Origin of the sequence: Brachybacterium tyrofermentans (assembly GCF_039526165.1) — a bacterium.
Taxonomy (GTDB): domain Bacteria; phylum Actinomycetota; class Actinomycetes; order Actinomycetales; family Dermabacteraceae; genus Brachybacterium; species Brachybacterium tyrofermentans.
In genome coordinates this window covers 49,510-75,916 of sequence record NZ_BAAAIR010000105.1, presented here as the reverse complement: position 1 = coordinate 75,916, position 26,407 = coordinate 49,510, and the positions used below count along the sequence as shown (strand labels likewise).

Genomic DNA, 26,407 nt, shown 5'->3' with positions numbered 1-26,407 from the left:
CCCGCGGGACGGACCGCAGCCCGTCCCGCGTGCAGGTCCTACCTGACCGACAGGGTGATCGGCTGCGAGCTGGAGCAACAGGTGCTCGCGGCAGGTTCCGGGGCGCAGCAGCTCTCCCCGACGGGTGCCGGAGCCGGAGCCGGAGCGCAGCATCCCTCGTCACTCGAAGCCGAGGCCGAGGCCGGGGCGTCGCAGCTGCCGCCGAGGTCGGTGGTGCAGACCCCGGTCTCGGGGAGATCGAGGTGCACGGCATCGGCGGCCTCGCGGTCCCCGGCCAGCGCGGCCGCGATGGAGCGGACCTGCTCGTAGCCGGTGGCCATGAGGAAGGTCGGGGCGCGGCCGTAGCTCTTCATCCCCACGATGTAGAAGTTCTTCTCCGGGTGGGAGAGGACCCGTTCGCCGTGGGGTTCGACCGACCCGCAGGAATGGAACTCGGGGTCGATCAGCGGTCCCAGCTGCGCGGGCGCCTCGACGGCGGCATCCAGGCTGAGACGGAGCTCGGAGAGCATGCCGAGCTGGGGCCGGAAGCCGGCGGCCGGCACCAGCAGGTCGATCTCCTCGGTGCGCTCTCCGTCGGGCGTGGTCGCGTGCACTCTCAGTGCCTCGCCCGCTGTGAACCTCGTGATCGTGAAGGAGGTGCGCACCTCGATGCGGCCGGTCTCGACGAGGCGCCGCAGCCGGGTGCCGAGGGCTCCGCGCGCGGCGAGCTCGTCCTGCTCCCCGCCTCCGTAGACCCGCGACACGTCAGCGGTGCGCACGGCCCAGAGGATCGAGAGGCTCGGCTCCTGCTCGGCGAGGTCCGCGAGATCGAGCAGAGTGTTGGCGGCCGAATGGCCGGCGCCGACGACCATGACCCGCTTCCCCGCGAACGCGGCGCGGTCCCGACCGAGCACGTCGGGCAGCGCCCAGGTGATCCGGCCCGCGGCGCGGGCGGCTGTCTCGCCGGGCGCGACGAGCCCCGCCTGGCCGAGCGGGTTCGGGGTGGACCAGGTGCCGGAGGCGTCGATGACGGCGGAGGCGAGAAGGTCCTCGACCTGCCCGTCGGCGCTCTCGATCCGCACCAGGAAGGGCGCTTCGTCGCGCCCGGCGGTGCGGGTCTTGTCGAGCCCCGCCCGGGAGACGGCCGCGACGCGCACGCCGTAGCGGATCGAGGGGGCGAGCTGCGGCAGCTCGGCGAGGGGCTCGAGATACTGCTCGCGCAGCTCGTGGCCGGTGGGCAGCGTGTCCCCGTCGGGCGCGGTCCATCCCTGGGCCCCGAGGAGGCGCCCGGCGGCGGAGTCGACGTTGTACTGCCAGGGCGAGAAGAGCCGCGTGTGGCCCCAGTCGGAGATGGCCGCTCCTGCCGTGGGGCCGGTCTCGAGCACGAGGAAGTCCACTCCGCGCTCGGCGAGCTGGGCGGCGGCGGCCAGGCCGACGGGGCCGGCGCCGATGATGACCACGGGACGGGTGGAGGTGGTGCTGGTGGTGAGCATGGCAATCTCCTTGCTGCGAGAGATCAGGTCGAGGTCTGTGTGAGGTCGTCCAGGAGCGTGCGCACCCGGGCGTCGATGTCGTCGCGCACCAGGCGCATCCGCTCGGCGCCCTCGATGCCGCGCTCGGAGGGCTCGTCGGTCACCCACGTGGTGATCGTCCCCGCCATGCCCGGCACCGGCTCGACGACGGCCTCCTCGCCGAGCACCACGACCCGGTCCACGCGGGCCAGCAGCGCAGGGTCGATCGGCTTGGTGAATCCGGCGGACATGTCCGCGCCGACCTCGGCGACGACCTCGGCAGAGAGTGCGTTGATCGCGCTGCCCGGCTTCGTCCCGGCGGAGTGCACCTCGACGGCGTCCCCGGCGTGGTGGCGCAGGAGGGCGGCGGCCATCTGGGACTTGCCGCCGTTCTTCACGCACACGAACAGCACGGACGGGGCGGCGGAGTTCTGGGAGCTCATGCGGAGACCTTCTCGGTGGTGCGGGCGGGGACGGTGGTGTCACCGGGGAACAGGCGCGGGCCCAGCCAGAGGGACACGTAGACCAGGGCGACGAGCACGGGCACCTCGATCAGAGGGCCGACGACACCCGCGAGCGCCTGCCCGGACGTGACGCCGAAGGTGCCGATCGCGACGGCGATCGCGAGCTCGAAGTTGTTGCCCGACGCCGTGAAGGCCACCGTGGTGGACTTCGCATAGGTCAGCCCGACGGCGCGGGCGGCGACGAGCGAGATGAGGAACATGCCTACGAAGTAGGCCAGCAGCGGTAGGGCGATCCGGGCGACGTCCCAGGGGTTGGAGGTGATCGCCTCTCCCTGCAGGGCGAAGAGCAGCACGATGGTGAACAGCAGACCGTACATCGCGAAGGGGCCGATGCGGGGCAGGAAGCGGTTCTCGTACCAGTACCGCCCCTTCGCCCGCTCGCCGAGCACCCGGGTGAGGAAGCCAGCGAGCAGGGGGATGCCGAGGAAGACCAGCACGGAGAGCACGATCGCACCGACGGAGAACTCCGCCGATGTCACGGGCAGCCCCAGCCAGGAGGGCAGCACCTGGAGGTAGAACCAGCCGAGCGCCCCGAAGGCGAGGACCTGGAAGACGGAGTTGATCGCCACCAGCACGGCCGCGGCCTCCCGATCGCCGCAGGCGAGGTCGTTCCAGATGAAGACCATGGCGATGCAGCGGGCGAGGCCCACGATGATCAGTCCGGTGCGGTACTCGGGGAGGTCGGCGAGCAGCAGCCAGGCCAGGGTGAACATGATCGCCGGGCCCACGATCCAGTTCAGCACCAGCGACAGCACCATGAGCTTGCGGTCGGCGGTCACGCGGCGGGTCTCGTCATAGCGGACCTTGGCGAGGACCGGGTACATCATCACCAGCAGCCCGATCGCGATCGGCACGGAGATCCCGGCGACGGACATGCTCTCGAGTATCTGATTGAGCCCCGGAACGAAGCGTCCCAGCGCCAGGCCCAGGATCATCGCCGCGATGATCCAGACCGGAAGGAACCGATCAAGGAAAGACATCTCCCCGGCCACCCGGGTCGGCGTTCCGGGCGCTGCAGTCGTCGTCATGACGGGGACTACCTCTTCCTATAGACGAACATCGATGCGAACGCTAGCCTGTCACATAGACATCCGTCAATGTAAGGTGACCACATGACCTCCCCCTCGATCGCGCCCCCGAGCACACCTCCGGAGAGCATCGCGCCGTCGTGCACACCGGGCGAGCGCGCCACACTCGACTGCTGCACGCTCGGGGCCGGCCCGATCGATGTCGCCGAGGCGGAGCATCTGGCGCTGCGCCTCAAAGCGCTCTCGGACCCGACGCGCCTCCAGCTGCTCTCGCATGTGGCGGCCCAGGGATGCGGCGACGTCTGCGCCTGCGATCTCACCGAGCCGCTGGGCATCAGCCAGCCGACCGTCAGCCACCATATGAAGAAGCTCGTCGACGCCGGCCTGCTCACCCGCGAGCAGAAGGGGCGGTGGGCCCACTACTCCGTCATTCCGTCGGCCTTCGCCGAGCTGCGTGCCTTCCTCGACCTGACCTGATAGCTCGTCGTCGCCCGCCGTTCCAGCACCGATCTCAGCCGGTGACCAGTGCTGCGACGATCGGCAGCACGGTGGTCATGACCAGGGCGTTCATCACCATCGCGGCGCTGGACCAGCCGCCGGACACGGTGGATTCGGCGAGCACGCGCGAGGTGCCGATGCCGTGGGAGGTCAGGCCGATGGCGAAACCGCGAGCGCGTTCGTCGCGCACCCGCACCAGGGTCAGCAGCGCCGGGCCGACGACCGCCCCGAGCACCCCGGAGATCAGGGTGAGCACCACCGCGAGCGGCACGGACGCCCCGAGGAGCACCGCGATCGACAGTCCCACCGGCGAGGTCACGGAGCGGGGCAGGGCGGCGCGCAGCAGGTTGTCCCCCACCCCGAACCCGGTCAGCACCGCGACGGTGAGCGCCACGCTCAGCGCGCCGCCCACCACCAGCGTCGCCAGCACGGCGGGGGCCGACGAGGCCAGCGCCCGGCCGTTGCGCAGCAGCGGCAGGGCCAGGGCCACGGTGGCAGGGCCGAGCAGGAGGGTCAGCACGGTCACCTGCTCGAGGTACTCGGCGTACGGGAGCCCGGTCAGCTGCAGCACCCCGGCCACGATCACGACCGTGACGAGCACCGGGGACAGCAGCCCGGGCCGCCCCGTTCGCTGGTACAGCCACAGGGACAGCAGGTAGGCGCTGAGCGTGAGCGCGAGGCCGAACACCGGCAGGTGGATGAGCGTGCTCATGCGGCCGCGCCCCCCGGCTGCGGGGCGTCGGGCCCGCCGGGCTCCCCGGAGCCTCCGTCCGGACCTCGCCCGTCGGCAGCCCTCCCCCTGGCCCGCCGACGATCCTGCCGGCGCAGCAGCGCCTGCAGCATCGTCCCCGCGACCAGCAGAGTGACCACGAAGGAACCGCCCACGGCGAGCGCGATCGGCAGCGCTTTCTGCGCCAGGGAGTCGAGCTCGAGCAGGATCCCGACGCCGGGCGGGACGAACAGCAGCTGCAGGTGCGCGAGGAGCGGGGTCGCGGCCGGTTCGGCGACGCGCAGCACGGCGCGCGTGGGCCGCAGCAGACCGAGCACCACCAGCAGCACGATCCCGATCACCACCCCGGGGACGGGCAGGCCCAGCAGCGCCGACAGGCCCAGGCCCACCATCTGCGCGAGCAGCAGGACCACGAGGCCGAGCAGCACGGGAGGGAGCAGAGCAGCGCGGGACATCCCGGTCAGGGTAGCCCGACAGGACGCCCGCGCATCGCGTTGACCACCGCAGCCCGCGCACCGCACACTGCCCTCATGCCGCGCACGCCCCGCACGTCCCTCGTCTTTCCCCTGGTCGGCGAGCGCGTGCTGCTGCGCCCGTTCGAGCAGGTCGACGCCGCAGCCGCGCACGGGATCTACGGCGACGCCGTGGTCATGCGATACGTCGGTGACGGCAAGGCGGTCTCGCCGGCGACGACGACGCAGATGATCACGGACTACCGCCGCCACCAGAGCGAGCGCGGCTTCGCGTTCTGGGCGGTGATCGACCGTGGCACCGGCGGACTGATCGGCGACGCCGGACTGGAGGTCACCCGGTTCGGGACCGAGCTCGGCTACACCCTCGCCCGCGACGCCTGGGGGCGGGGCCTGGCGACGGAGGCTGCGCAGCTGTGCGTGGACGCCGCGTTCGGCCCGCTCGACATCCCGCGCCTGGTGGCGGTGGCCGACGCCGAGAACCCTGCCTCGGCGCGGGTGCTGGAGAAGATCGGCTTCGCCGCTGCCGGGACCGTCACGGCCTACGGCCGTCCGCACCGGCGCTTCGCGCTGCCTCGCAGCGACCAGCACGCCGACGGACTTCACCGCGCCTGTCAGCCCGACAAGGGTCTGCATCACGAGGACAGATCCTGACCTCCCACCGTGCGAGGATCCAGCAATGACACAGTCGCAGGTCACCTTGGGTGCCTACAACCTCGACGCCTCGGATCCCCACCACCTTGCCGAATTCTGGTCGCAGCTGACGGGCGGGGATCCTCAGCCCGGCGGGAACAGCGTGTACATCGCCCCGGCCGGTGCCCACGGTTTCGGGATGTTCATCCAGCCGAGCGACTCTCCCCGACCGGATCGCCAGTCCTCGCACCTCGACCTGACCGTGCCCTGGGGGCAGCGGGAGCAGGAGGTCGACCGTGCCGTCTCGCTCGGCGCCGTGGTGCGGTGGCATGTGCTCGACGAGTACCCGCACGTCCAGTGGACGACACTCGCCGATCCGGAGGGGAACCTGTTCTGCATCGCAGAGCATCCGCCGACACCCTGACCCGCCCCGCCCCGCACTCGGGCCTAGACCGCGAACGGGAACGCGAACGCGGCCGTGCTCCGAAAGGTTCCACCTCGATGGCACCTTTCGGAACACGGTCGGAGAAACATGGCCGAAGGAACATGCTCGGAGGACTACGGACGGCGGTCAGCGGTCCCGGCCCGGCCCCTGCGGCGAGCTCGTGCCTCCAGCACGCGACCGACGATGATCATCGCGGCGCCGCCGACCATGTAGAGCAGACCGAAGTTGCTCCAGGAGATGCCGCCGTGCAGAAGGGCGAGCACGACGGTTGCCACCAGGCCGCCCACGAGAAAGACGAGGCCGCTGCGCTGCAGGGTCCGCGGGTAGAAGATGTGCGCTCTCGCCATGTCGTCCTTCCGTCATCTGCCCTGGGCGTGATGCCAGGAGCCGTCCTCTCGACGGTAGCTGACATACACATGATTCCGATCTGCGCGGGCCTGCATGAACTCGATCCGCTCCGGCTGCACGGCGTAGACCTGCCAGTCGGGATTCGGGGTCCCGTCCGAGGTGGGGCGGGCGAGCCAGTCCCGCTGCGAGACGTCCTCCCCGAGGGCAGTGACCACTCCGGTGACCTGCACCTGCCGTCCGCTCTCGCGCCAGAAGAAGGTCATGGCCGCGCGGGGATCCTCCGCGAGCTGATGCGCCTTGGCCGAGGTGTTGCGCGTGGAGATCTGGAAGCCGGTCTCGTCGAGGTCCTTGAGGATCAGGGTGCGGCCGACGGGGGCTCCGCCCGGCAGCAGGGTCTGGAACGTCATCGCGTGAGGCTGGCGGGTACCGCTCGCGATCGCCTCCTCGAGCCAGGTCAGGAACAGCTCGGTCGGGTCCATGGGCAGCGTCGCGAGATCAAGCTCAGGCATCACGTCGGGAAACGCGGGCAGGGCGCGGAGGCGTGCGGCGAGATCGCTCATCCCTCCATCCTGCGTGCGGCCCGCGCGGAGGACAAGGCGCGCTCAGGCGTCGCCGAGCCCGCAGCGCTCGGAAGGCGTCGCGCGGCGCGACCTCACGGCTCGACGAGCCCGGTTCGGTAGGCGACGACGGTGGCCTGAGTGCGGTCACGGGCACCGAGCTTGCGCAGCACGGAGGCAACGTGGGTGCGCACGGTCTCGGTGCCCAGGACCAGCTGCGCAGCGATCTCGGCGTTGCTCGACCCGCGGGCCACGGCCTCGAGCACCTCCGTCTCCCGCGGGGTCAACGCCGGACCGGTGTACGCCGCGGTGGCCGCGCGAGGCTGCAGCAGGGTGCGTACGGCGCCGGGGAACAGCAGGCTGTCTCCGTGGGCGATCGTGCGCACGGCCTGCACCATCTCCTCGGCGCGGGATCGCTTCAGCAGGAAGCCCGACGCCCCTGCCAGGAGCGCGTCCAGCACATATCCGTCGTGCTCGAAGGTGGTCACGACCAGCACCTTCGGCGGTTCGGGGAGGCGCAGCAGCAGCTCCGTGGCGCGGATCCCGTCGATCTCGGGCATGCGCACGTCCATGCACACCACCTCCGGGGCCTCTCGTCGGGCGAACTGCACGGCGTCGGCGCCATCGTCGGCTTCGCCGATCACCTCGAGATCCTGCTCGGCATCGAGGATCATCCTCATGCCCTGGCGGACCAGGGGCTCGTCATCGACCAGCAGGATGCGGACCGGGGTGCGGCCCGATCCCGCACCTGCAGCCGCGCCCGCGCCCGCGCCCGCGCCCGCGCCCGCGCCGGAGGCCACCGTGCTGCCCGTGCTGGTCACGCCGTCGGGCTCAGGGGTCATGTCGGGGCCTCTCGGAGAGGATCGGGAGCTCGGCGCGTGCGCGCCAGCTGCCGTCGGACGGTCCGGCCTCCAGCGTGCCACCCCACAGCTCGAGACGCTCCCGCAGTCCGGCGAGGCCGCGCCCGCGGCGTCGGGACGCCGAAGCCTCCGGAACCTTCGAGACACCCGACGCCTTCGAGCTCTCCGAGCCCTCCGAGCCCTCCGAGCCCTCCGAGCCCTCCGAGCCCTCCGAGCGAGCATCATCTCTCCGCAGGGCCGTCGTCGACAGCGGATTGCTCGTCTCGACGGACACGACGCGTTCTCCCGTCGCCGCCGCGCCCTCGGCGACGCGCAGCTGCACCGGACCGGCGCCGCCGTGGCGGTGCGCGTTGGTGAGGAGCTCGGTGACGATCCGGGCGAGGTGCTCGTGCTGGAGACGGGACAGGCCTCGGGGGACCGCCACGCTCGCGCGCAGATCCAGGCCTGCCCGCCGGTGGTCCTCGAGGACCCGGTCCAGGCGAGGCGCGGCTCCCCCGTCGGCCACCTCCCCGTAGGCCGCCTCCCCGTCGGCCGCCTCCCCGTCGGCCGCCTCGTCGCGCAGGCCCGCGAGCACCTCATCGAGATCGAGCAGCGCTTCGCGCGCGGTGGCCTCGATCTGCGCGAGGGACTGCGCGGCCGCGTCCTGGTCACGGGCGATGACGTGCCCACCGGCGGCCGCCTGGATGCTGACGATGGTGAGGGCGTGGCCGATGCCGTCGTGCAGCTCGCGGGCGATGCGGGTGCGTTCGGACTCCCGATCGATCCGGGCCAGGGCCAGCTCGAGACGGTCCCTGGAGGTGGGTCCCAGCAGCCGGGGCGCGAGCCGGGCGGCGAGCCGTCCGAGCGGGAGGAAGGCTGCCAGGGAGAGGACGGCCGAGAGCAGTGCGGCGGCGGCGATGCCGAACCGTCCGGCCGCCGTGCTCGCCGTCGGCACCAGGGTGCTCTCCCCACCGCGGAGCGCTTCGACGAGGGTGAGCACCGAGGCGGGAAGCAGCATCGTCAGGAAGGCCGCGACCAGAAGCCCCAGCAGCAGGTGCAGCTGCACCCACACCACGTCCTGCGCACGGTGCACGAGGCCCGGCCGCGAGGGCACCACCAGCTCGGAGTCGACGCCGAGCATCGAGCGGGCAGCGGTGACCTCGAGCTCCCTCACCCCGGGGACCAGACCGAGCAGGCCGCCCAGCAGGATCGCCAGCAGCACACCCGGCAGGAGGAGCGGGACGGGCAGCAGCTGCTGACGGGGCACGGGGACCACGAGCGCGAGGACGAGCACGACGGTCGTCCCGATCGCCGCGCCCGTCATCAGCCACGCGAAGCGGCTGCCCTGCTGTCGGACCTGCCGTCGATTGCTCACGCCCCCATCCTGGCCGAGGCGGGGCCTCCGGCGCGAGGGTCGATGGTCGACCGGCGGTGGCCGACGTACCCCCACACGGCGAGCGCGAGCGCAGGGCCCCACAGCCAGCAGGGGAAGACCAGGGCGAACTCGAGCGCCGTCGCCAGGCCGAGTGCGGACGCGCTGAGCATGACTGGTACCGCCGCGAAGCACAGCAGGGCGGCGACCGTGAACCCGGGGATGGCGGCGAAGGCGACGGGGACAGGGCGCCCGCCGACGGCGGGGAACCAGCGCGGGAACACCTCGCCCCAGGGGCGGATCAGGCCGATGGTGAGGAGCACGCCGAGCCAGGCGCCCGTCGAGAGCGCGAGCCCCCAGACGCGCACGGAGGGATCGCCGGCGGCCATCTCCCCGCCGAGCAGCGGCCACGGGGTGAGCCAGGTCAGGCGGAGCAGCGCGTACGGAAGCGGGCCGCAGGCCGCGATCAGCGTGAGGATCCTGCGTCGGCGCACTGTCCACGCCCCCAGCGCGCGCAGGGTCCCGGTGTCGCGCAGTGCGAGCAGGGAGATCGCGGCCCAGAGGGCGCCGGCGACGACGAAGTGCGCCGTGGCGACGATCAGGGGGCCGGTGGCGAGCAGGCTGGGCAGGATCATCGAGGCGAGGTGGGCGATCGTCCCCGCGCCGGCGACGGCGCCCAGGATCAGCAGGGCGAGCAGGGGGACGCCGACGACCCACCGGGCCCGGCCTCCGTGGAGGACCAGCAGCACGCCGACCGCGCTCAGCAGGATCGGCATCGACAGGGCGATGAGGTATCCGGTCTGGGCGAGCGTCATGAAGCTCGCGAAGCCCAGTCCGAACAGGGCGACCTGCAGGCCGCCCACCACCGCCAGGGCGGGACCGGGCCGACGGGACAGGCCGACGACCCCCACCACCGCCCCGAGCAGCGCCACGACGATCTGCAGGGTGTACAGCGGGCCTGCGCCGATCAGTTCGAGCAGGGGCGGCGGCGTGGCCGAGGCGGTGAACAGCGCGGCGTCAGGGGCCATCAGCCAGCGGATCCCGAGGGCTGCGCTGATCAGGCTGGTGAGCGTGCCCAGCAGCAGGAGGATCCGGAGGGAGCGGGGCGCTGCTCGCTCGGCGTCGTCGGGGCGTGTCCCCGCCGTGCCGTCGGCGCGCAGGCCCGCAGTGTCGAGGGGGCGCCGCCCCGCAGCGTCGTGGGGGTGCTGCCCCGCAGCGTCGTGGAGGCGCGGGCCCGCAGTGTCGTGGAGGCGAGGGCCCGTAGTGATTCCGGGGCGTGATCTCGGTGTCGTGGGGCGTGGGCGTGGATTCGGTGTTGTGGTCATGTCCCGAGACTTCGCTCATCGGCGCCGCCCCACCTCCCCCGCGCGGGTGAACACTCTCCCCCTGGAGCGCTCCGGCGAGTGCGACCTTCGGGATCTCAAGGTTCCAGGACGCCAGCGTCAAGGTCGCACTCGACGAGTGGATGGCTCGGACGACTCGGACGATTCGACCTGGGCCGGGGCTCCCCCGGGTCCGCCCTGATCTCGCAGGCTCCCCCTGCCCCCTGCCCCCTGCCGTCTGCCTCTTCCGCCCCTGCCCGTCTGCCCCTTCTGCCCCTTCTGCCCCTGACCCTTCTGACCCTTCTAACCCTTCTGACCTGCAGGGGAGCCGGCGTCTCGGTCCGATCCCGTCCCCTGTTGCGCGTGACACCCCGCGTGGTGCGTCACGCACGTCTTGCGGCGGGCGCCCGGTCTCTCACAGCGTGGGTCACGAGGGAGCTCGACCTGCGACCCAGGCGCTCCCGCCACGACGTCCCCGTCGCGACCACCAGGTACTCATCGGAGGGATCCCGGATGACGAGCCCCATGACCACCCCCATCAGCCGGCGCGCCGCACTCCGCGGTCTGGGCTTCGTCGGCCTCGCCGCGACCACCGGCCTGTTCGCGACCGCCCAGGCCAAGGTGGCGAGCGATCTCGTCGTCGTCGATCAGGGCGGCACCGGCCCCTGGGACGGCGAGAACTGCGGCCCGACGTCGGCCGTGATCGCCCTGGTCGCCGCCGGCAAGGCACCGGAGCACTACGTCTCCGGGCCGGAGGGCGCGACCGTGGGCGGCAACGCCACCGCGGTCGAGGACATGCGCGTCGCCTGCGGCCTGTCTCCCCAGTGCGACGCGTCCGCCAAGAGCGTGGACTACTGGGGCGCCTACCTCAAGGACCTCGAGGCGGGGATCCGGGAGTACGACGGCACCGCCACGCACTCCATGTTCGAGGAGGGCGTGGATGCCGCCGCGAGCGGATCGGTGGTGATCCTGCACGTCCATCACGGGACGCTGATCGGCGAGGAGGCCGACTACGGCCACTTCGTCGTCGCCCAGGGCACGGACTCCGACGGCAACATCCTGGTCTCCGATCCGGGACGGGCGCAGACGATCGGCATCACCGGGTACTCGCGTCAGCACCTGCTGGATTCCCAACGGGACGACGCCACCATCGTCAGCTGACCGGCCCGTTCGGTCCGCTCAGCCCGGCCCGCTCGGCCCCGCCTGCCGGGCGTCACTTCTCCAGGAAGATCCCGTTGCCCGGGCCCAGCGGCAGGTCGAACGCGAAGAACACCGCGAGGATGACGGTCCACACGATCCAGAACGGGATGACGAACGGGAGCATGCGCGCCATCAGGGTGCCCAGGCCCGCGCCCGGCTCGTACTTCCGGATCATGCCCAGCAGCACGATCATGTACGGGTTCATCGGGGTGATGACCTGGGTGGCGGAGTCGCCCACGCGGAACGCCGCCTGGGTGAAGGCGGGCTCGTAGCCGATCAGCGCGAACATCGGCACGAACACGGCGCCCATGATCGCCCACATGGCGGAGCCGGAGATGATGAACAGGTTCAGGCAGCTGGCCAGGAGGATGAACCCGAGCACGGCGGGGAACCCTGTCAGCCCCACGCCCTCGAGCCCGGCGGCGCCGGTCACGGCGATCCAGGTGCCGATGCCGGACCAGTTGAACAGGGCGATGAAGTTGCCCAGCACGAAGGCGAGCACCACGAACGGCAGCATCTCCTTGAGCGACTCGGTCATCATGTCCACGGCGTCCCGGGTGGAGCGCACCGTCTTCGTGGCGATCCCGTAGGCGAGGCCGAGCACCACGAAGTAGGCGACCACGATGAACACGATCGAGCTCAGCAGCGGGGACTTCGGCAGGAAGCCGCCGTCCTCGTTGCGCCACGGCGAGTCCGGGACCAGGAACGCCACGAGGAAGATCGCGGTGAGCACCACGGCGCTGATCACCGCGGCCAGCAGGCCCTTGTTCTCCTCGGGGGTGAGGGCGGCGCGCATCTGCTCGGCGCTCTCGGCGCTGTCGGCAGCGCCCTCGACGGCGACCTCGTCACGGTTGATGCCCTGACGTGTCAGGCGCGGCTCGAGGACCTTGTCGATGATGAACCCGGCGACGAAGCCCAGGATGATCGACGAGGTGATGTTGAAGAACCAGTTCGAGACCGGGTTGACCGCGGTGGTCTCGAAGCCGGGCAGGGCGCCCATCACCGACGTGGTGATGCCGGCGAACAGGGCATCCAGCGAGGTCGGGAAGATGTTCGTGGAGTAGCCGGCGCCTGCCGCGGCGAAGCCGCCCAGCAGACCGGCCACGGGGTGGCGGCCGGCGGCCTTGAACACGAGGGCCGCGAGCGGCGGGACCACCACGAAGGCGGTGTCGGCCATGATCGAGGAGATCACGCCGACGAATCCGACCACGTAAGGCAGCAGCCAGGCCGGCGAGGTGCCGAACAGCTTGCGGATCCCGGCGGCGAGCAGCCCGGAATGCTGGGCGATGCCGATCGCCAGCAGGATCGGCAGCACGGTCACCAGCGGCGGGAATCCGATGAAGTTCTCGCCGAGGGTGGTGGTCAGCCAGGTCAGCCCCTCCCCCGTGAACAGGCCCTTGATGACCGTGGGCTCCTCGGAGCCGGGCACGGAGACCACCACGCCGCTCCAGGCCATCGCGGTGGACACGATGCCGGTGACCGCGAAGAGCACCAGGAAGAGCATGAAGGGTTCGGGCAGCTTGTTGCCCGCCCTCTCCACGCCGTTGAGGATCTTGTCGGTGATGCCGGTCGTCGCCGGCGGTGTCGATGCCGTGCTCATGGGGACTCCAGTCGGGGCGAGGGACGGTCGGGAGGGGAGGACGGCCGAGGGGCCGACGGGGGGCGGCAGCGGAGCGGCGGACCGCGGCGGCAGGCCGCCCCGGGCGCTCAGTCGAAGAAGCCGCGCACGTCGATCGCGCCGCCGGCCTCCTCGAACTCGGCGGCCATGGCGGTGGCCAGCTGCGGATCGTGCAGGGCGTCGAGCACCGTGGCCGCCAGGCCGTAGGCCCCGTCGGCCGCTGCGGACCGGGCGTCCTCGGAGACCGCCCAGGTCGCGAACTCGCGGGTGTGCAGGGCGACCTCGGGCGGGGCGATCCGGATCACCGGGTGGATCCCGGGCACGCGGTAGCTGACGTTGCCGAAGTCGGTGGAGGCCGCGAGGATCGGCGAGACCACGCCGAAGGGCAGCGGGTCGCGGCCCCGGCGGCGCTGCGCCTGGACCCAGCGCCCGGTGAGCGCCTCGTTCGTGCGCACCGGGAGGGAGGGCGGATGCTCGTCCCAGCGCACGGTCACGCCCACGCCGGCCATGAGGGCGGCGCCGCGGGCCACGTCGTCGACCCGCGTCGAGAGGTCCTTGAGGGTCTCGGGGCGCTGCGAGCGCACATACAGATCGAGCTTCGCGTAGTCCGGTACGACGCTCGCGCGCTCGCCGCCCTCGCGGATCACGGCGTGGATGCGGTCCGACGGCGGGGTCTGCTGCCGCATCAGCCCGATCCCCTGGTACATGAGGTTCGCGGCGTCCAGGGCGTTGCGGCCCATGAACGGCTGCGCCGAGGCGTGGGCGGTGTGCCCGTGGTACTCGACGGTGAGGGTCCGACGCCCCAGCCAGGTCTGATCGGCCAGGTCATAGCCGTAGGGGTGGGCCATCACGGCGGCGTCCAGGCCCTCGAAGGCGCCTTCTCGCGCCATGTACTCCTTGCCGGTGTGGCCCTCCTCGGCGGGAGTCCCGAGGAACACGACCCGTCCGGGAACGGCCGACGGGTCGGCCTTCGCCAGCGCCGAGAGGGCCAGGAACGCGCCCAGCCCCATGACCGCGATGACGTTGTGGCCGCAGCCATGGCCCACGCCGGGCAGCGCGTCGTACTCGGAGAGGATCGCGAGCGTCGGCCCGTCGGCCCCGCCGTTCCCGCTCCCGGCGCCGGTTCCCGAGATCTCCGCACGGATCGCGGTGTCCAGGCCGTGCACGCCCAGCTGCGCCTCGATGCCGTGCTCGGCGAGGACGTCGACGATGGCGCGCGCCGAGCGGTGCTCCTGAAAGGCGACCTCGGGGTGCTCGGCGAGGTCGAGCATGAGGTCGATCATCCCGGGACCGTCGGCCGCGACGCGCTCCTCGAGCCGGTCGTGCAGGGCGATGCTCGCCCCGTCGAACGACGAGCCCGGATGGGACGCGGTGCGCATCGCCGATTCCCGCTCGTCATCGAGCTGGCGGAGGTAGGCGGTGGACACCTCGGTGTGCTGGGTCTCGGGGCGCTGCACCTCGGAGCGTTGCGCCGCGGGACGGGACGCGTCCGAGGACGGAGTCTGCTGGGAAGCCATGCCGACGAGGATATGCACGAGGCGGCCTCTCGCCGACCCGGTCTCATCCCTCATCCTGATCGCTCCTCGCCCGCCGACGGCGCACGCCCGATGTGACGTGGGCGAGCGCGACAGCCCACGCCTGCCGGTGAGCACGTAGCCTCGGCATGCGCATCCGCGTTCTCCCTCGTCAGAAGAAGTTCTCCATGTCACAGCTCAGCGATCTGGTCGACCCCACCGCGATCCTCCTCGACGCCCCGGCGCAGGACTGGCGCGCCGCGATCCGGCTCTCCGGGGACCTGCTGGTCTCCGCCGGGGCCACCACCGGCTCCTATACCGACGCGATGATCCGCACGGTCGAGGAGCACGGCCCCTACATCGTCATCGCGCCCGGCTTCGCCCTCGCGCACGCCCGCCCCGACGACTCCGTGCTGCGCACGGCGCTCTCGTTCGTGCGCCTGGCCGAGCCGGTCGAGTTCGGCAACCAGGCCAACGATCCCGTCACCCTGGTCATGGCGCTCGCCGCTGCGGACTCCTCCGCCCACCAGGCGGCCCTCGCCGCCCTGGCCGGGGTGCTGGCTGATCCGGAGGGCCGCCGTGCGCTGGACTCCGCGTCGACCCCGGACGAGGTACTCACCGCCCTCGGGGCCGACGGCGCGGCCGGTTCGGCCGACGCACGCACCGCTGGCACCGCACAGGTCGCCGGTACCGAGGGAGCCCCGGCGTCGGCCACCGCCGCCGCTCCGGCGGCCGATCCCGCGCCCACCGGCGCATCCGCCGTCGTCGACCCTGACGCGGTCCCCTCGAAGAACCTGATCCTCACGGTGTGCGGGAACGGGCTGGGCACCAGTCTGTTCCTCAAGAACACGGCCGAGCAGGTCCTGGACCGCTGGGGCTGGTCCTCCTATCTCGACATCCAGGCCACCGACACGATCTCCGCCAAGGGCCGGGCCAAGGAGGCGGACGCCATCCTCACCTCCGGCGCCATCGCGGACACCCTTGGCGACGTCGGCGTCCGCGTCGAGATCATCGAGAACTTCACCTCCCAGGCGGAGATCGACGCCGTGCTGCGGCGCGTCTACGCGGTCTGAGTCCGCTGCCGGATCTCAGGACCTCCTGAGTCCCAGCGGGCCACCCCCACTCCTCCTCCTTCCCTCCCACCCCACGGAGCAAGACCATGAACGTGCTCGTCACGATCGCCGAGTTCCTCGTCAACGAGATCCTCAGCGTCCCCGCCTATCTCATCGGCATCATCACCGCAATCGGCCTGATCGCCCTGCGCAAGTCCGCCGGCCAGGTCGCCGGCGGCGCCCTCAAGGCCATCCTCGGCTTCCTGCTGATCGGTGCCGGCGCCACCCTCGTCACCGCCTCCCTCGCCCCGCTGGGCACCATGATCCAGGGCGCCCTCGGCGCCCAGGGCGTGGTCCCCACCAACGAGGCCATCGCCGGCATCGCCCAGGAGGAGTTCGGCGCGCAGGTGGCATGGCTGATGATCCTCGGCTTCATCGTCGCGATCGGACTGGCCCGCTTCACGCCGCTGCGCTATGTGTTCCTCACCGGCCACCACCTGCTGTTCATGGCCACCCTGATCACGGTGGTCATGGCCTCGGCGGGCATGCCGACCGTGGTCGTGGTGGTCCTCGGCGCGGTCCTGCTGGGCATACTCATGGTGTCGCTGCCGGCCTTCGCCCAGCCCTGGACGCGTCGCATCACCGGGGACGACTCGATCGCGATCGGCCACTTCGGCACCGCCGGATACATCGCCGCAGGCACCGTCGGCCGGCTCGTGGACCCCAAGGGCCGCAGCCGCTCCACCGAGGACCTCAAGGTCCCCGAGTCCCTGCGCTTCCTGCGCGACTCGATGGTCGCCACCGCCCTGTCGATGGTGCTCATGTACCTCGTCGTCGCCGTCGTCTACCTGGCACGTGCCGGGCAGGGAACCGCCTTCGACGCCTTCGAGGGCGGCGCGACCGACGTCGGCAACTACCTCATGCAGTCCGTGACCCAGGGCCTCCAGTTCGGCATCGCCGTGGCCGTGATCCTCTTCGGCGTGCGCACGATCCTCGGCGAGCTGGTGCCCGCCTTCCAGGGCATCGCCGCCAAGGTGGTCCCCGGCGCGATCCCGGCGCTCGACGCCCCGATCGTCTTCCCCTACGCCCAGAACGCCGTGCTGATCGGCTTCCTCTCGAGCTTCGCCGGCGGCCTCGTGGGCCTGCTGGTGCTCGGCGTCTGGCTGGGCCCGGTGCTCGGGCTCGCCCTGATCCTGCCCGGCCTGGTGCCGCACTTCTTCACCGGTGGCGCGGCGGGCGTCTACGGCAATGCGACCGGCGGCCGACGCGGCGCGGTCGCCGGCGGTTTCGTCAACGGCCTGCTGGTCACCTTCCTGCCGGCGCTGCTGCTGAAGGTGCTGGGCTCCTTCGGATCGGCCAACACCACCTTCGGCGACACCGACTTCGGCTGGTTCGGCATCCTCATCGGCTACTCGGCCCGCACCGGCGTGCTGCCCGGCATCATCCTGCTGGTCGTGGTCGGCGCCGTGCTCCTCGGCGGCGCCATCCTCATGCAGCGCCGGGTGGTCGACGCCGGCTGGGATCCCTCGCCGGCCCGCGCCGCCGCAGGGGCCGGGACCACGGCCGCCGTGGCCGGTGCGCCGACGCAGGCCGGTCCAGCCGCCGTGCGGACCGGCGCCGGGAGCTACCCGCGGGTCGCGCCCCCGACCGGTGCGCCGACGCCTCCCCCGCCGCTGGCAGACTGACCCTGCGGGCGAGGCCCCAGGACGGGTATCATCCGGGCACGATGTGCGGCCGCCCACCCCTTCCGACCGCGCACCTCCGGCCTTCGCACGGGCGCGAGACCCGCTGACCGTGCGCCGTCCCGGCGCTCCGCCGGGTCCGCCATGCCCCAGCCACTGCCCTCGGCGCGATCCTTTCCTCGGCGAAGTCCCCACGGCGCATTCCTTTCCGCCCTTTCCGCGCGATCTTTCGGAGGCGACACCTTTGAGCGCAACATCCCCCTCTCCTGCCGCGACGGCCTCGAGCGCCGACCGCGGGGCCTTCTCCGGCCGCACCGCGTTCATCTTCGCGGCCATTGGCTCCGCAGTGGGCCTCGGCAACATCTGGCGCTTCCCCGCAGTGGCCTATGAGAACGGCGGCGGCGCGTTCATCCTGCCGTACCTCATCGCGCTGCTCAGCGCCGGTATCCCGCTGCTCTTCCTCGACTACGCGATCGGGCATCGCTGGCGCGGCTCCGCGCCGATGGCGTGGCGCCGCTTCAAGCGCTGGACGGAATTCATCGGCTGGTGGCAGGTGCTGATCGCCCTGATCATCGCCCTGTACTACGCCCTGATCCTGGCCTGGGCCACGAACTACACCTTCTTCTCGCTGAACCAGCGCTGGGAAGATGACGCGGAGGGCTTCTTCAACGAGTACACCCAGGCGCTCGGTGGAGCCGACGCCACGATCTCCTTCGACATCGTGCCCGCCGTCCTGATCTCCATGATCGTGGTGTGGCTCGCGGTCATCGTGGTCATGGCGCTCGGCGTACAGAAGGGCATCGCCGCCAGCTCGGTCGTGTTCATCCCGCTGCTGGTGATCATGTTCGTGATCCTCGTGGTGAGGGCCCTGTTCCTCCCGGGTGCGATCGACGGCCTGGACGCGCTGTTCACGCCGAACTGGGCCGCGCTGCTGGACCCCACGGTGTGGATCGCTGCCTACGGCCAGATCTTCTTCTCGCTGTCCGTGGCCTTCGGCATCATGCTCACCTACTCCTCGTACCTCAAGAAGAAGACGGACCTCACCGGCTCCGGTCTGGTGGTCGGCTTCGCGAACTCCGGCTTCGAGATCCTCTGCGGCATCGGCGTGTTCTCCGCCCTCGGCTTCATGGCGCAGGCGCAGGGCGTCGCGATCGACGAGGTCGTAACCTCCGGTCCGGGCCTGGCGTTCGTCGCCTTCCCGACGATCATCAGTGAGGCCCCCGCCGGCGCCGTGATCGGCGTGCTGTTCTTCGGCTCGCTGGTGCTGGCCGGCTTCACCTCCCTGATCTCGATCGTCGAGGTGGTCATCGCCGCCATCCAGGACAAATTCGGCTTCGCCCGCATCCCCGCGACGCTGTGGGTGTGCATCCCGCTCGCCGTGGTCTCCACGGCGCTGTTCTCCACCACGATGGGCCTGCCCCTGCTGGACGTGCTGGACAAGTGGGCCAACGAGTACGGCATCGTCGCGGCCGCCGCGGTCTCCACGATCATCGTCACCTACGTGGTGCGGGGCCTGCCCACCCTGCGCGACCACCTCAACCTCAAGGGCAGCTTCCCGATTCGCAACTGGTGGCTGGTGTGCGTGGGTGGCATCGCCCCGATCGTGCTTGGTGTCTCGCTGGTCCTCAGCACGCGCGATCTGCTCACTGCTCCGACCACCTACGGGGAATACCCGGGCTGGTTCGTCTTCGTCTTCGGGTGGCTGATGGCGATCGGCCTGGTCGTCGTCGCGATCGGCCTGTCGCTGATCCCGTGGCCGGCCGGGTCGAACCTGTACAAGGACGATTCCGACGGCGACCCGGTCGCCCCCGAAGCCGTCGCCGGCAAGGGCCTGGTCTCCACGCCGGAGGCCACCACCCCGCACGAGCTGCGGTCCGCCGAATGGTGAGCCCCGTGCCGATCCCCATCCTGTCGACCCTCTTCACGAAGGAGTGACCATGTCCGTCTCCGCCATCGTCATGATGTCCATCGCGATCATCACCGTCTGGGGCGGCCTCGTCGCCGCCGTCGTCAACATCGTCCGCCACCCCGAGAAGGGCGACTGACCCCGCGGGCGTCTCCCGCCTCGCCGGGCACGCCGGACACGCCGGACACGCAGAGCACGCCCAGTTCTGCGACGAGAGGACCGATCCGCACTCGCGGATCGGTCCTCTCGTCGCAGGAACCGCACCAGGCCCCACTCCCGCTCCGCACTCCCACCGGTCCCTCGACCGTCGTCCGCGTCTCCGGTCCCGTCCGATGTCTTCCGGCGTCACATTCGTGGCGTCGACCGCGCCGCGCTCTCTACAGTCGGACGAACGCCCTCCCGAGCACCGCGCTGCCCGGGGCGCTCCTGCCCGACCCGACGATTCCGAGGAGGCATTCCGATGTCATCCGATGCCACCACGAGCCACCGCCCCGCCGATGCCGACGGGCCGAACGCCGCCGACGGAACCCTGGACCGGGCGACCTTCGCCGCGCTGTTCGGGCGTCACCCCGCCGGCGTCGCCGTCGTCACCCTGACCGACGGCACCCGACCCGTGGGCTTCACGGCCACCTCGGTGATCTCCGTGTCCGCACAGCCTGCGGTGCTCGCCTTCTCGATCAACGACACCTCGTCGTCATGGCCCGCGCTCAGCGGGGCCGAGACGGTCACGGTGAACCTGCTGGCCGCGGACCAGCGCCAGGTCTCCGCCGTGTTCGCGACCTCGGGCATCGACCGGTTCGCGCAGGTCGACTGGCACCAGCTGCCCACCGGGGAGCCCGTGCTGGGCGGCACCGCGGGCTGGATCAGCGGACGGATCCTGGAGCGCGTCCCCGCCGGCGGCAGCCACCTCGTGATCGTCGCCGCGGACCGCGCCGAGATCGCGAACGACGAGCCGCTGGTCTACCGCAACCGCACCTACCACCAGCTCCTCGAGTACGAGATCTGAGCCATTCGAGGGCTCCGCTCGATAGCCTGACCGTGCCTCCAGCGCAGAAAGGCCGACGATGCCCTCTCCCCCGCCGAGCACGGAGCTCCTGATCGTCCCGACCGCGCACTTGTCCGCGACGACGCCGGAGCCCGTGGTGGCCCACGCCCGCGAGCGCCTGCTCTCCTGGAGGCCGGACCTGGTGGCGATCGAGGCGTTGCCGGGGAACCTCGTCGTCGAGTACGAGCAGCGGGGCGGGACGTTCGCAGACTTCCAGGTCGGCGGGGCCGTGGACGCGAGGCGGGGAGCCTCCTTGCTCGACGCCACCCCCGGCGAGGCCTGGGCCGCGCGGCGCGAAGCCTGCGCTCCCGACACATCGCTGACCCAACGAGTCCTTGCCTGGCTCCGCGCACGGGAGCCGATCAATGCCCTGCTGCTCCCGTATCAGGAGGCGAACCTCGACGAAGCCGTCCGAGAGTTCCTCGACGACCTCGCGGGTCGACGTCGGGAGACCATCTCGATCGACGCGCACATCGCCCGAGAGCTCGGCCATGACTGCGTCGCCCACGTCGATGATCACGCCGGGGTCGAGAACATCGACCCCCTGCCGGAGGGGTTCGAGGCGGAGCTCCAGGACTACAAGAACGAGGTCTCCGGTCTGCTCGCGGAGGCTATCTCTCCGCCGCAGCTCGCGGAGGATCTCTGGGCTCAATGGCGGTTCTACGCATCGGATGATGTGCGGGCCACGACCGAACGTCTGGAGAGCTCGGAGCGACTCGTCGGCGGAGGGACTACTCCTCGGCTGCGCCGGGTGATGCTGGCGAACTGGCGCGCGAGAAACTTGGCAATCGCGGCGCGACTGCGGTCGGCGACAGGCGCGGTCCCCGGCGGACGGGTTCTGTTCGTCGTCGGCTCGTCCCACGAGGTGCCACTGCGTACTGCCCTGAGCATCGATCAGTACGATCTGCGACTGGTCGAGCTCGAGGAGCTGGAGCCCTGAGCGGGCACGCAGTGTGACCTGCGCCCGCTCGGTTCGCACCACCCCTGGGTGTCGGGTACGCTGATGCCTGCTCTTACGAGCGCTGGAGGATTCGCCTAGCGGCCTATGGCGCACGCCTGGAACGCGTGTTGGGTTAACGCCCTCAGGGGTTCAAATCCCCTATCCTCCGCCGAAGAAATGCCCCTCACCTGGCGGTGAGGGGCATTTTCGTCCCTGCTCGTCCCCGAACAGGTGCTCATCTCAGAACAGCTGCACCACTCAGAACAGTGACGGCTGCGGGACCAGGTCGAGCGCCGCCGGCGCGGACCGCACCCTGCCGGCCCGGGCGACCTTGCCGGCGGCCGCCCGCCGCTGCTCGGGCTGATCCTCGTCCTCATGGATGTCCAGGCCGTGGCGCTGCAGCAGCGGTCGCACCCGCTGGGACAGGTTCTTGCGGTAGCTCGCCGGCGCGTAGGACTCCCGGCCGTAGAAGCGCTGATATCCGGCGGCGAGCTCGGGATGCTCCCGCTCGATCCACTGCAGGAACCACTCCTTGGCCCCCGGCCGAAGATGCAGGGCGCCGAAGACGACGCGCTCCGCACCAGCCTCGGCGATCCGCGCGAGGGCCTGGTCGAGCTGGGCGTCGGAGTCGGTCAGCCACGGCATGATCGGCATGAGGAACACGGTCACGCGGAAGCCGGCGTCGGCCGCGGCGCGCACGGTCGCGAGCCGCGCGGCGGTGGTCGGCGTGCCCGGTTCGATCGTCTTCTGCAGGTCGTCGTCGAACACGGCGATCGACATCGAGAGGTCCACCGGGACCCTGTCCGCGGCGGTCGTCAGGAGCGGGAGGTCCCGCCGCAGCAGGGTGCCCTTGGTGAGGATCGAGATCGGGGTGCCGCTGTCGGCGAGGGCGGAGATGATCCCGGGCATGAGCCCGTAGCACCCTTCGGCCCGCTGATAGGGATCGGTGTTGGTGCCCAGCGCGACGAGCTCGCGGCTCCAGGAGCGCTTGGCGAGCTCGGCGCGCAGCACCTCGGCGACGTTGACCTTCACGATGACCTGCTGGTCGAAGTCCGCACCCGCATCGAGGTCGAGATAGGTGTGCGTGCTGCGCGCGAAGCAGTAGACGCAGGCGTGGGAGCAGCCGCGATACGGGTTGACGCTCCATGCGAAGGGCATCGAGCTCGAGGCGGGCACCCGGTTCAGCGCCGATTTCGCCGTCACCTCGTGGAAGGTGACGCCCTGGAACTCAGGGGTGCGCACGCTGCGCACCAGACCCTTCATCCCGAGAAGGGCCTGGGAGCGCTGCTCGCCGTCGATCGCCTGTCCACTCCATCGCATACTGCACAGTCGAACGCGTGTTCGATCCTTTGTCAAGGCGGCGCGCACGCATCCTGGGTGGAGGCCGACGGGTGCCACCTCGTGACCGCATCGGGACCTCCGACGTCGATCTCCGCGAAAGCCCACGTCAGCGGTGCGAGGCGGCCCGGTTCGTGCGCGCCTGGATGGCCGGCACCGGCAGTTCCGCAGCCCCGAGCCCACAGTTCCCCTGCCCGCTGCGTCCGCCCCGGATATCCTGCGATCTGCAACGGCCGGGGAACACGAGGGGGAACGCATGTCGGGCACAGGGGACGGCGCGCCGTATGACGGGCCACCGGGGTACGGGGGCGGAGACGGCCAGAACCGATCGCAAGGACCCGATCCGCAGGGACCCGGCCCGCACGGCGTCGATCCCGACGCCACCCACCAGGCGTGGAGAGCGGACCAGCCCCACCCGAACGCTCACCCCGGTGCCTCCCCCGACAACGCATCGTCCCCTGCTCCGCAGCACAACGGACAGTTCGGCGCCTCCCCCTACGGCGGACCGGGCAGTCCGGCGCGCCCGGGCGGGCACACGGCCCCAGGCGGTCCGACTTTCCCAGGCGGTCCGACGGGCATGGGCGGCCCACCGGGCTCCGTCGGCCCCGACGGCCCGCAGACCCCGGGACGGCAGCCGTCCCCCGGGCGCCGCTGGGCGTTGATCGCGGTCGCTTTCGGCTGCATCGCCATGCTGCTGCTCGTGATCGGTGGAGGCGTCCTCTACCTCACGCTCCAGCGCGGCGGCGGGCCGGACTCCACCGCCGCCCCGTCGGACCCAGAATCGACCTCGACACAGCCTCCGGAGGCCGACTTCTCGACGGACCCGGCGGAGTCGACGTTCGTCGGGATCTCCCCGCTCGACACCGTGGAGGGCGACGCCGACGACGTCTGGGCGGTCATGGCCAACAACCCGCTGACCACGGGGTCCCTGCCCGATGTCAGCAGCTGCGAGATCCCCGAGACGCCGGTCGAGCAGTCCGTGGAGGAGCTGCAGGCGACCTTGGACGCCGCCAACGACTGCCTGGACTTCCTGTGGTCCAGCGCGAGCTCCGACCGCGGACTGCCCTGGGACGGGCCATCGGTCCAGGTCTACACCTACCCGGACATCCCCAGCTCCCCCTGCGAACCCGATACCTTCGAGGAGGACTTCCCGCGGGTCTGCAACCCCGACTTCACCATCTACTGGCCCGCGGGCTACGGCACCGGAGCCGAGCAGACCGATCCCGCCGCGGTGCCGGGCGCGTACGCGTGGGACCTGTCGTACCAGTACATGAACACGCTGACCTGGAACAGCTCGCTGGCGTTCTACTTCAACGCGCTCGACGAGAAGCTCGCGGACGACCCGGAGCGCGCCGAGGAGGCCTGGCGCCGGTACAACCTGCAGATGCGCTGCCTCGCAGCGGCCTCGACCATGCAGCTGCCCGCGGAGGCCCAGCCCACGCCGGAGATGATCGAGACCCTGCTCGACGAGTCGACCTGGCCCACGGAGGACGAGCCCCACAGCCTCGAGCCGGCGTCCCGCGTGCACTGGCTGACGGTCGGTCTGGAATCGGACGGCGATGTCGCTCAGTGCAACACCTGGCTCGCGCCGTCGGATCAGGTGGCGTGATCCCGCCGGGCGCGTCACCCACTAGCCTGGGAGCATGGTGCAGCCCTCGACCCCGGCTCCGGCCACGAGTCCGGACCAATCTGCTCCGCACCGCCCTCGGGCCGATGCGCTGTACGTCGCCCGCGTGGACAACATCGGCGGCACCTCCGGCCAGGTGCGCGTGCACGACGGTCCCACCGCGCTCGCCGCGGAGGATCCCGCCGCAGCACGCCCCGGCGGCGAGCGCCCAGCCGCCGAGGTGCCCGCGACGGCCCTGCCGACCTCCGAGGCCCTGCCGACCCCCGAGGTCCTGCTCCCCACGGGCGGGCCGACGGCACCGGCACGCGGGTTCAACCCCGAGCAGCTCCTCGCCATGGCCTGGAGCACGTGCCTCGGCGAGACCCTGCGCGTGGTCCTCGCCGAGCACGGCCTGCCGCACGGGAGCCACGTGAGCGTCGAGGTCGGCCTGCACCGGGACCCGTCGGGCGGATACCGGTTCGCGCCCCGCGCGCTGGTCACGATCAACGCGATGGCGCCCGACGAGGCGCAGCCGCTCCTCGATGCCGCTCATGCCCGCTGCCCGGTCTCGAAGCTGCTGAGCGGCTCGGGCGAGCCGGTCGTCGAGCTCCAGGCGCCCGACGGAGCGTGGAAGTCCGCTCAGGGCTGAGGCCGACGTGATGCACCGCATAGCCCCCTGACCAGGGTGCTCGGTACGCTGAAGGAACCTTCTCGAGCCGCCTCTCCTCGGCCCTCCGGCCCCGGCGCACAGCTCGACCCTCCCCCTCGTGAGAGCCGATGATCGAGTTCCTGAACGTCGCCAAGACCTTCCCGCAGGGCCGGTCCGTCGTGACCGCCCTGGAGGGCATCGACCTCAGGATCACCGAGAACGAGATGTTCGGCGTCGTCGGCGAATCCGGCTCCGGGAAATCGACCCTGCTGCGCCTGATCAACCATCTCGAGGCGCCCACGTCGGGCACCGTGCTGGTGGACGGCGAGGACCTCAGCACTCTCCGGCCCCGTGCCCAGCGCGCCCGGCGGCGCGGCATCGGCATGGTGTTCCAGCAGTTCAACCTGCTCGGCAACTCGACCGTCCTGGACAACGTCTCGATGCCGCTGCGTCTGCAGGGGCGTCGCGGGCGGGATACCGCCCTGCAGATGCTCGAGTTCGTGCACATGGCCGACCACCGCGACAAGCATCCCAGCCGGCTCTCCGGCGGCGAGAAGCAGCGCGTCGCGATCGCGCGAGCGCTCGCGACCAGGCCGCAGATACTGCTGGCCGACGAGCCGACGTCTGCCCTGGACTCCGGGCACACCGATGAGGTGATGGCCGTGCTGCGGGACGTGCGCACCGAGTTCCGCACCACGATCGTGCTGGTCAGCCACGAGCTCGACGTGATCAAGGCCTCCTGCGACCGGGCCGCCGTGCTCGAGGGCGGGCACCTGGCGGCCCTCCTCGATGTCACGCCTCCCCCGCCGCGCGAGCGCACCGGAAGCTACGCCGACCGCGCCCGGGAGCACCTGGCATGAACGATCTGCTGACCCGGCTGGGCGAGTACCGCGGCGAGATCATCACGTCGATCGTGGAGACCGGCTACATGCTGGGCAACTCGATGCTCGCGGCGGTCCTCGTCGGCCTCCCCCTGGGCACCCTGCTGTACCTCTCCCGCCCGGGCGGGCCCTTCGAGCGCCGCTGGCTGCACAGCGTGCTGAACACCTACGTGAACGTGGTGCGCTCGGTGCCCTTCCTGCTCTTCGTCGTGGCCCTGATCCCCATCACCCGCTGGCTGGTGGGAACCTCCTTCGGCACCACCGCGGCGTCGGTGCCGCTCGCCTTCGTGGCCGCCGCTCTCTACGCCCGCTTCTCCGAGCAGACCCTGCTGGACGTGCCCGAGCAGACCGTGGAGCTGGCCCGGTCCCTCGGCGCGGGTCCGCTGCAGCTGGTGGTGCGCTTCCTGTACTCCGAGGCCCGCTCCGGCCTGGTGCTGAGCCTGACCACCGTCACGATCTCGATGGTCAGCTACTCCACGATCATGGGCGTGGTCGGCGGCGGCGGCGTGGGCGACTTCGCGATCCGCTACGGCTACCAGACCTACGAGTACGACCTCATGTACACCACGATCGTCCTGATGATCGTGGCCGTGATGCTCATCCAGGGGGCAGGCACCCTGCTCGCCCGGCTCCTCGACAAACGCGGTCGCTGACCGGCGATCCCGCACCCTCGGTACCCCCGGCGAGCGCCCCACGGCCCTCCCCCACGATGAAACGAGT

Annotated in this window: 27 protein-coding genes and 1 tRNA gene; 15 read left to right on the top strand and 13 right to left on the bottom strand. The window is 71.2% G+C overall.

The window, feature by feature from the left end:
* Positions 1–38 precede the first annotated feature (38 nt).
* Genes ABD093_RS19640 through arsB form a run of 3 tightly spaced genes read right to left on the bottom strand, consistent with a single transcriptional unit; the run spans position 39 to position 3,042 of the window.
* A complete protein-coding gene (locus tag ABD093_RS19640; RefSeq protein WP_343926682.1) occupies positions 39–1,472 on the bottom strand; it encodes an FAD-dependent oxidoreductase in 1,434 nt (477 codons plus the stop codon).
* A gap of 23 nt (positions 1,473–1,495) precedes the next feature.
* Positions 1,496–1,933, bottom strand: coding sequence for an arsenate-mycothiol transferase ArsC (locus ABD093_RS19635; RefSeq protein WP_193119058.1), 438 nt, complete (start codon positions 1,931–1,933; stop codon positions 1,496–1,498).
* The gene (arsB, locus tag ABD093_RS19630; RefSeq protein WP_193119059.1) at positions 1,930–3,042 is read right to left on the bottom strand and encodes an ACR3 family arsenite efflux transporter; all 1,113 of its coding nucleotides are present in this window, start codon (positions 3,040–3,042) and stop codon (positions 1,930–1,932) included. Before arsB ends, ABD093_RS19635 begins: the two co-directional genes overlap by 4 nt.
* Before the next feature lie 84 nt (positions 3,043–3,126).
* On the opposite strand from arsB, the gene ABD093_RS19625 reads away from it, so the two are divergent.
* A complete protein-coding gene (locus ABD093_RS19625) occupies positions 3,127–3,519 on the top strand; it encodes an ArsR/SmtB family transcription factor (protein WP_193119060.1) in 393 nt (130 codons plus the stop codon).
* Between the two features lie 34 nt (positions 3,520–3,553).
* Here the strand turns inward: ABD093_RS19625 and ABD093_RS19620 are convergent, their stop codons facing one another.
* Positions 3,554–4,252, bottom strand: a complete 699-nt coding sequence (locus ABD093_RS19620) for an LrgB family protein (RefSeq protein ID WP_343926679.1) — start codon at positions 4,250–4,252, stop codon at positions 3,554–3,556.
* The gene (locus tag ABD093_RS19615) at positions 4,249–4,725 is read right to left on the bottom strand and encodes a CidA/LrgA family protein (protein ID WP_193119062.1); all 477 of its coding nucleotides are present in this window, start codon (positions 4,723–4,725) and stop codon (positions 4,249–4,251) included. Before ABD093_RS19615 ends, ABD093_RS19620 begins: the two co-directional genes overlap by 4 nt.
* Before the next feature lie 75 nt (positions 4,726–4,800).
* Between ABD093_RS19615 and ABD093_RS19610 the strand changes: the two genes are divergently transcribed.
* Positions 4,801–5,394 carry a GNAT family N-acetyltransferase gene (locus ABD093_RS19610; RefSeq protein ID WP_193119063.1) on the top strand — a complete coding sequence of 198 codons (594 nt, stop codon included), beginning with the start codon at positions 4,801–4,803 and terminating at the stop codon, positions 5,392–5,394.
* Positions 5,395–5,419: 25 nt separating this feature from the next.
* On the top strand, positions 5,420–5,797 hold the full coding sequence (locus tag ABD093_RS19605; RefSeq protein ID WP_343926676.1) for a VOC family protein: 378 nt from the start codon (positions 5,420–5,422) through the stop codon (positions 5,795–5,797).
* Between the two features lie 134 nt (positions 5,798–5,931).
* Here ABD093_RS19605 and ABD093_RS19600 read toward each other — a convergent pair whose 3' ends face one another.
* The 5 genes from ABD093_RS19600 to ABD093_RS19580 all read right to left on the bottom strand — a co-directional run bounded on the left by ABD093_RS19600 (position 5,932) and on the right by ABD093_RS19580 (position 10,259).
* Positions 5,932–6,165: a hypothetical protein gene (locus ABD093_RS19600; protein WP_193119065.1), complete on the bottom strand. Its 234-nt coding sequence runs from the start codon at positions 6,163–6,165 to the stop codon at positions 5,932–5,934.
* Between the two features lie 12 nt (positions 6,166–6,177).
* A complete protein-coding gene (locus ABD093_RS19595; protein WP_193119066.1) occupies positions 6,178–6,726 on the bottom strand; it encodes a pyridoxine/pyridoxamine 5'-phosphate oxidase in 549 nt (182 codons plus the stop codon).
* Between the two features lie 92 nt (positions 6,727–6,818).
* A complete protein-coding gene (locus ABD093_RS19590; RefSeq protein ID WP_193119067.1) occupies positions 6,819–7,565 on the bottom strand; it encodes a response regulator transcription factor in 747 nt (248 codons plus the stop codon).
* Entirely contained in the window at positions 7,555–8,937 is a 1,383-nt protein-coding gene (locus ABD093_RS19585; RefSeq protein WP_343926673.1) for a sensor histidine kinase, read from the bottom strand. Before ABD093_RS19585 ends, ABD093_RS19590 begins: the two co-directional genes overlap by 11 nt.
* Positions 8,934–10,259 (bottom strand): hypothetical protein, encoded by a 1,326-nt coding sequence (locus ABD093_RS19580; RefSeq protein ID WP_193119069.1) that lies wholly within the window; start codon positions 10,257–10,259, stop codon positions 8,934–8,936. Before ABD093_RS19580 ends, ABD093_RS19585 begins: the two co-directional genes overlap by 4 nt.
* 522 nt (positions 10,260–10,781) lie before the next feature.
* On the opposite strand from ABD093_RS19580, the gene ABD093_RS19575 reads away from it, so the two are divergent.
* Complete coding sequence (locus ABD093_RS19575; protein WP_343926671.1) at positions 10,782–11,417, top strand: cysteine peptidase family C39 domain-containing protein; 636 nt, start codon at positions 10,782–10,784, stop codon at positions 11,415–11,417.
* A 52-nt stretch (positions 11,418–11,469) separates the two neighbouring features.
* Here the strand turns inward: ABD093_RS19575 and ABD093_RS19570 are convergent, their stop codons facing one another.
* Together ABD093_RS19570 and ABD093_RS19565 are read right to left on the bottom strand one after the other, a co-directional pair.
* On the bottom strand, positions 11,470–13,056 hold the full coding sequence (locus tag ABD093_RS19570; protein ID WP_343926669.1) for an AbgT family transporter: 1,587 nt from the start codon (positions 13,054–13,056) through the stop codon (positions 11,470–11,472).
* Positions 13,057–13,163: 107 nt separating this feature from the next.
* On the bottom strand, positions 13,164–14,591 hold the full coding sequence (locus ABD093_RS19565) for a M20 family metallopeptidase (RefSeq protein WP_377802468.1): 1,428 nt from the start codon (positions 14,589–14,591) through the stop codon (positions 13,164–13,166).
* A 185-nt stretch (positions 14,592–14,776) separates the two neighbouring features.
* Here ABD093_RS19565 and ABD093_RS19560 point away from each other — a divergent pair, with 185 nt between their 5' ends.
* From ABD093_RS19560 to ABD093_RS19530, 7 genes are all read left to right on the top strand, one after another.
* Positions 14,777–15,661, top strand: coding sequence for a PTS sugar transporter subunit IIA (locus tag ABD093_RS19560; RefSeq protein ID WP_343926667.1), 885 nt, complete (start codon positions 14,777–14,779; stop codon positions 15,659–15,661).
* A gap of 86 nt (positions 15,662–15,747) precedes the next feature.
* Complete coding sequence (ulaA, locus tag ABD093_RS19555; protein WP_343926665.1) at positions 15,748–17,325, top strand: PTS ascorbate transporter subunit IIC; 1,578 nt, start codon at positions 15,748–15,750, stop codon at positions 17,323–17,325.
* Positions 17,326–17,566: 241 nt separating this feature from the next.
* A complete protein-coding gene (locus ABD093_RS19550; RefSeq protein WP_343926663.1) occupies positions 17,567–19,210 on the top strand; it encodes a sodium-dependent transporter in 1,644 nt (547 codons plus the stop codon).
* 49 nt (positions 19,211–19,259) lie between these two features.
* Positions 19,260–19,367, top strand: coding sequence for a methionine/alanine import family NSS transporter small subunit (locus tag ABD093_RS19545; RefSeq protein ID WP_343926661.1), 108 nt, complete (start codon positions 19,260–19,262; stop codon positions 19,365–19,367).
* Positions 19,368–19,688: 321 nt separating this feature from the next.
* Positions 19,689–20,234, top strand: a complete 546-nt coding sequence (locus ABD093_RS19540; protein ID WP_343926659.1) for a flavin reductase family protein — start codon at positions 19,689–19,691, stop codon at positions 20,232–20,234.
* 58 nt (positions 20,235–20,292) lie between these two features.
* Positions 20,293–21,213, top strand: coding sequence for a hypothetical protein (locus ABD093_RS19535; RefSeq protein WP_343926657.1), 921 nt, complete (start codon positions 20,293–20,295; stop codon positions 21,211–21,213).
* Positions 21,214–21,297: 84 nt separating this feature from the next.
* A tRNA-Ser gene (locus tag ABD093_RS19530) sits at positions 21,298–21,382 on the top strand.
* 89 nt (positions 21,383–21,471) lie between these two features.
* On the opposite strand, the gene ABD093_RS19525 is transcribed toward ABD093_RS19530, so the two are convergent.
* Positions 21,472–22,533, bottom strand: a complete 1,062-nt coding sequence (locus tag ABD093_RS19525) for an Rv2578c family radical SAM protein (RefSeq protein WP_343926655.1) — start codon at positions 22,531–22,533, stop codon at positions 21,472–21,474.
* 595 nt (positions 22,534–23,128) lie between these two features.
* Here ABD093_RS19525 and ABD093_RS19520 point away from each other — a divergent pair.
* From ABD093_RS19520 to ABD093_RS19505, 4 genes are all read left to right on the top strand, one after another.
* Entirely contained in the window at positions 23,129–24,160 is a 1,032-nt protein-coding gene (locus ABD093_RS19520) for a hypothetical protein (protein ID WP_343926653.1), read from the top strand.
* A 34-nt stretch (positions 24,161–24,194) separates the two neighbouring features.
* Positions 24,195–24,806 carry an OsmC family protein gene (locus ABD093_RS19515; RefSeq protein WP_343926651.1) on the top strand — a complete coding sequence of 204 codons (612 nt, stop codon included), beginning with the start codon at positions 24,195–24,197 and terminating at the stop codon, positions 24,804–24,806.
* Positions 24,807–24,934: 128 nt separating this feature from the next.
* Positions 24,935–25,666 (top strand): methionine ABC transporter ATP-binding protein, encoded by a 732-nt coding sequence (locus tag ABD093_RS19510; protein WP_343926649.1) that lies wholly within the window; start codon positions 24,935–24,937, stop codon positions 25,664–25,666.
* Positions 25,663–26,340, top strand: a complete 678-nt coding sequence (locus ABD093_RS19505) for a methionine ABC transporter permease (protein ID WP_343926647.1) — start codon at positions 25,663–25,665, stop codon at positions 26,338–26,340. Before ABD093_RS19510 ends, ABD093_RS19505 begins: the two co-directional genes overlap by 4 nt.
* Positions 26,341–26,407 lie beyond the last annotated feature (67 nt).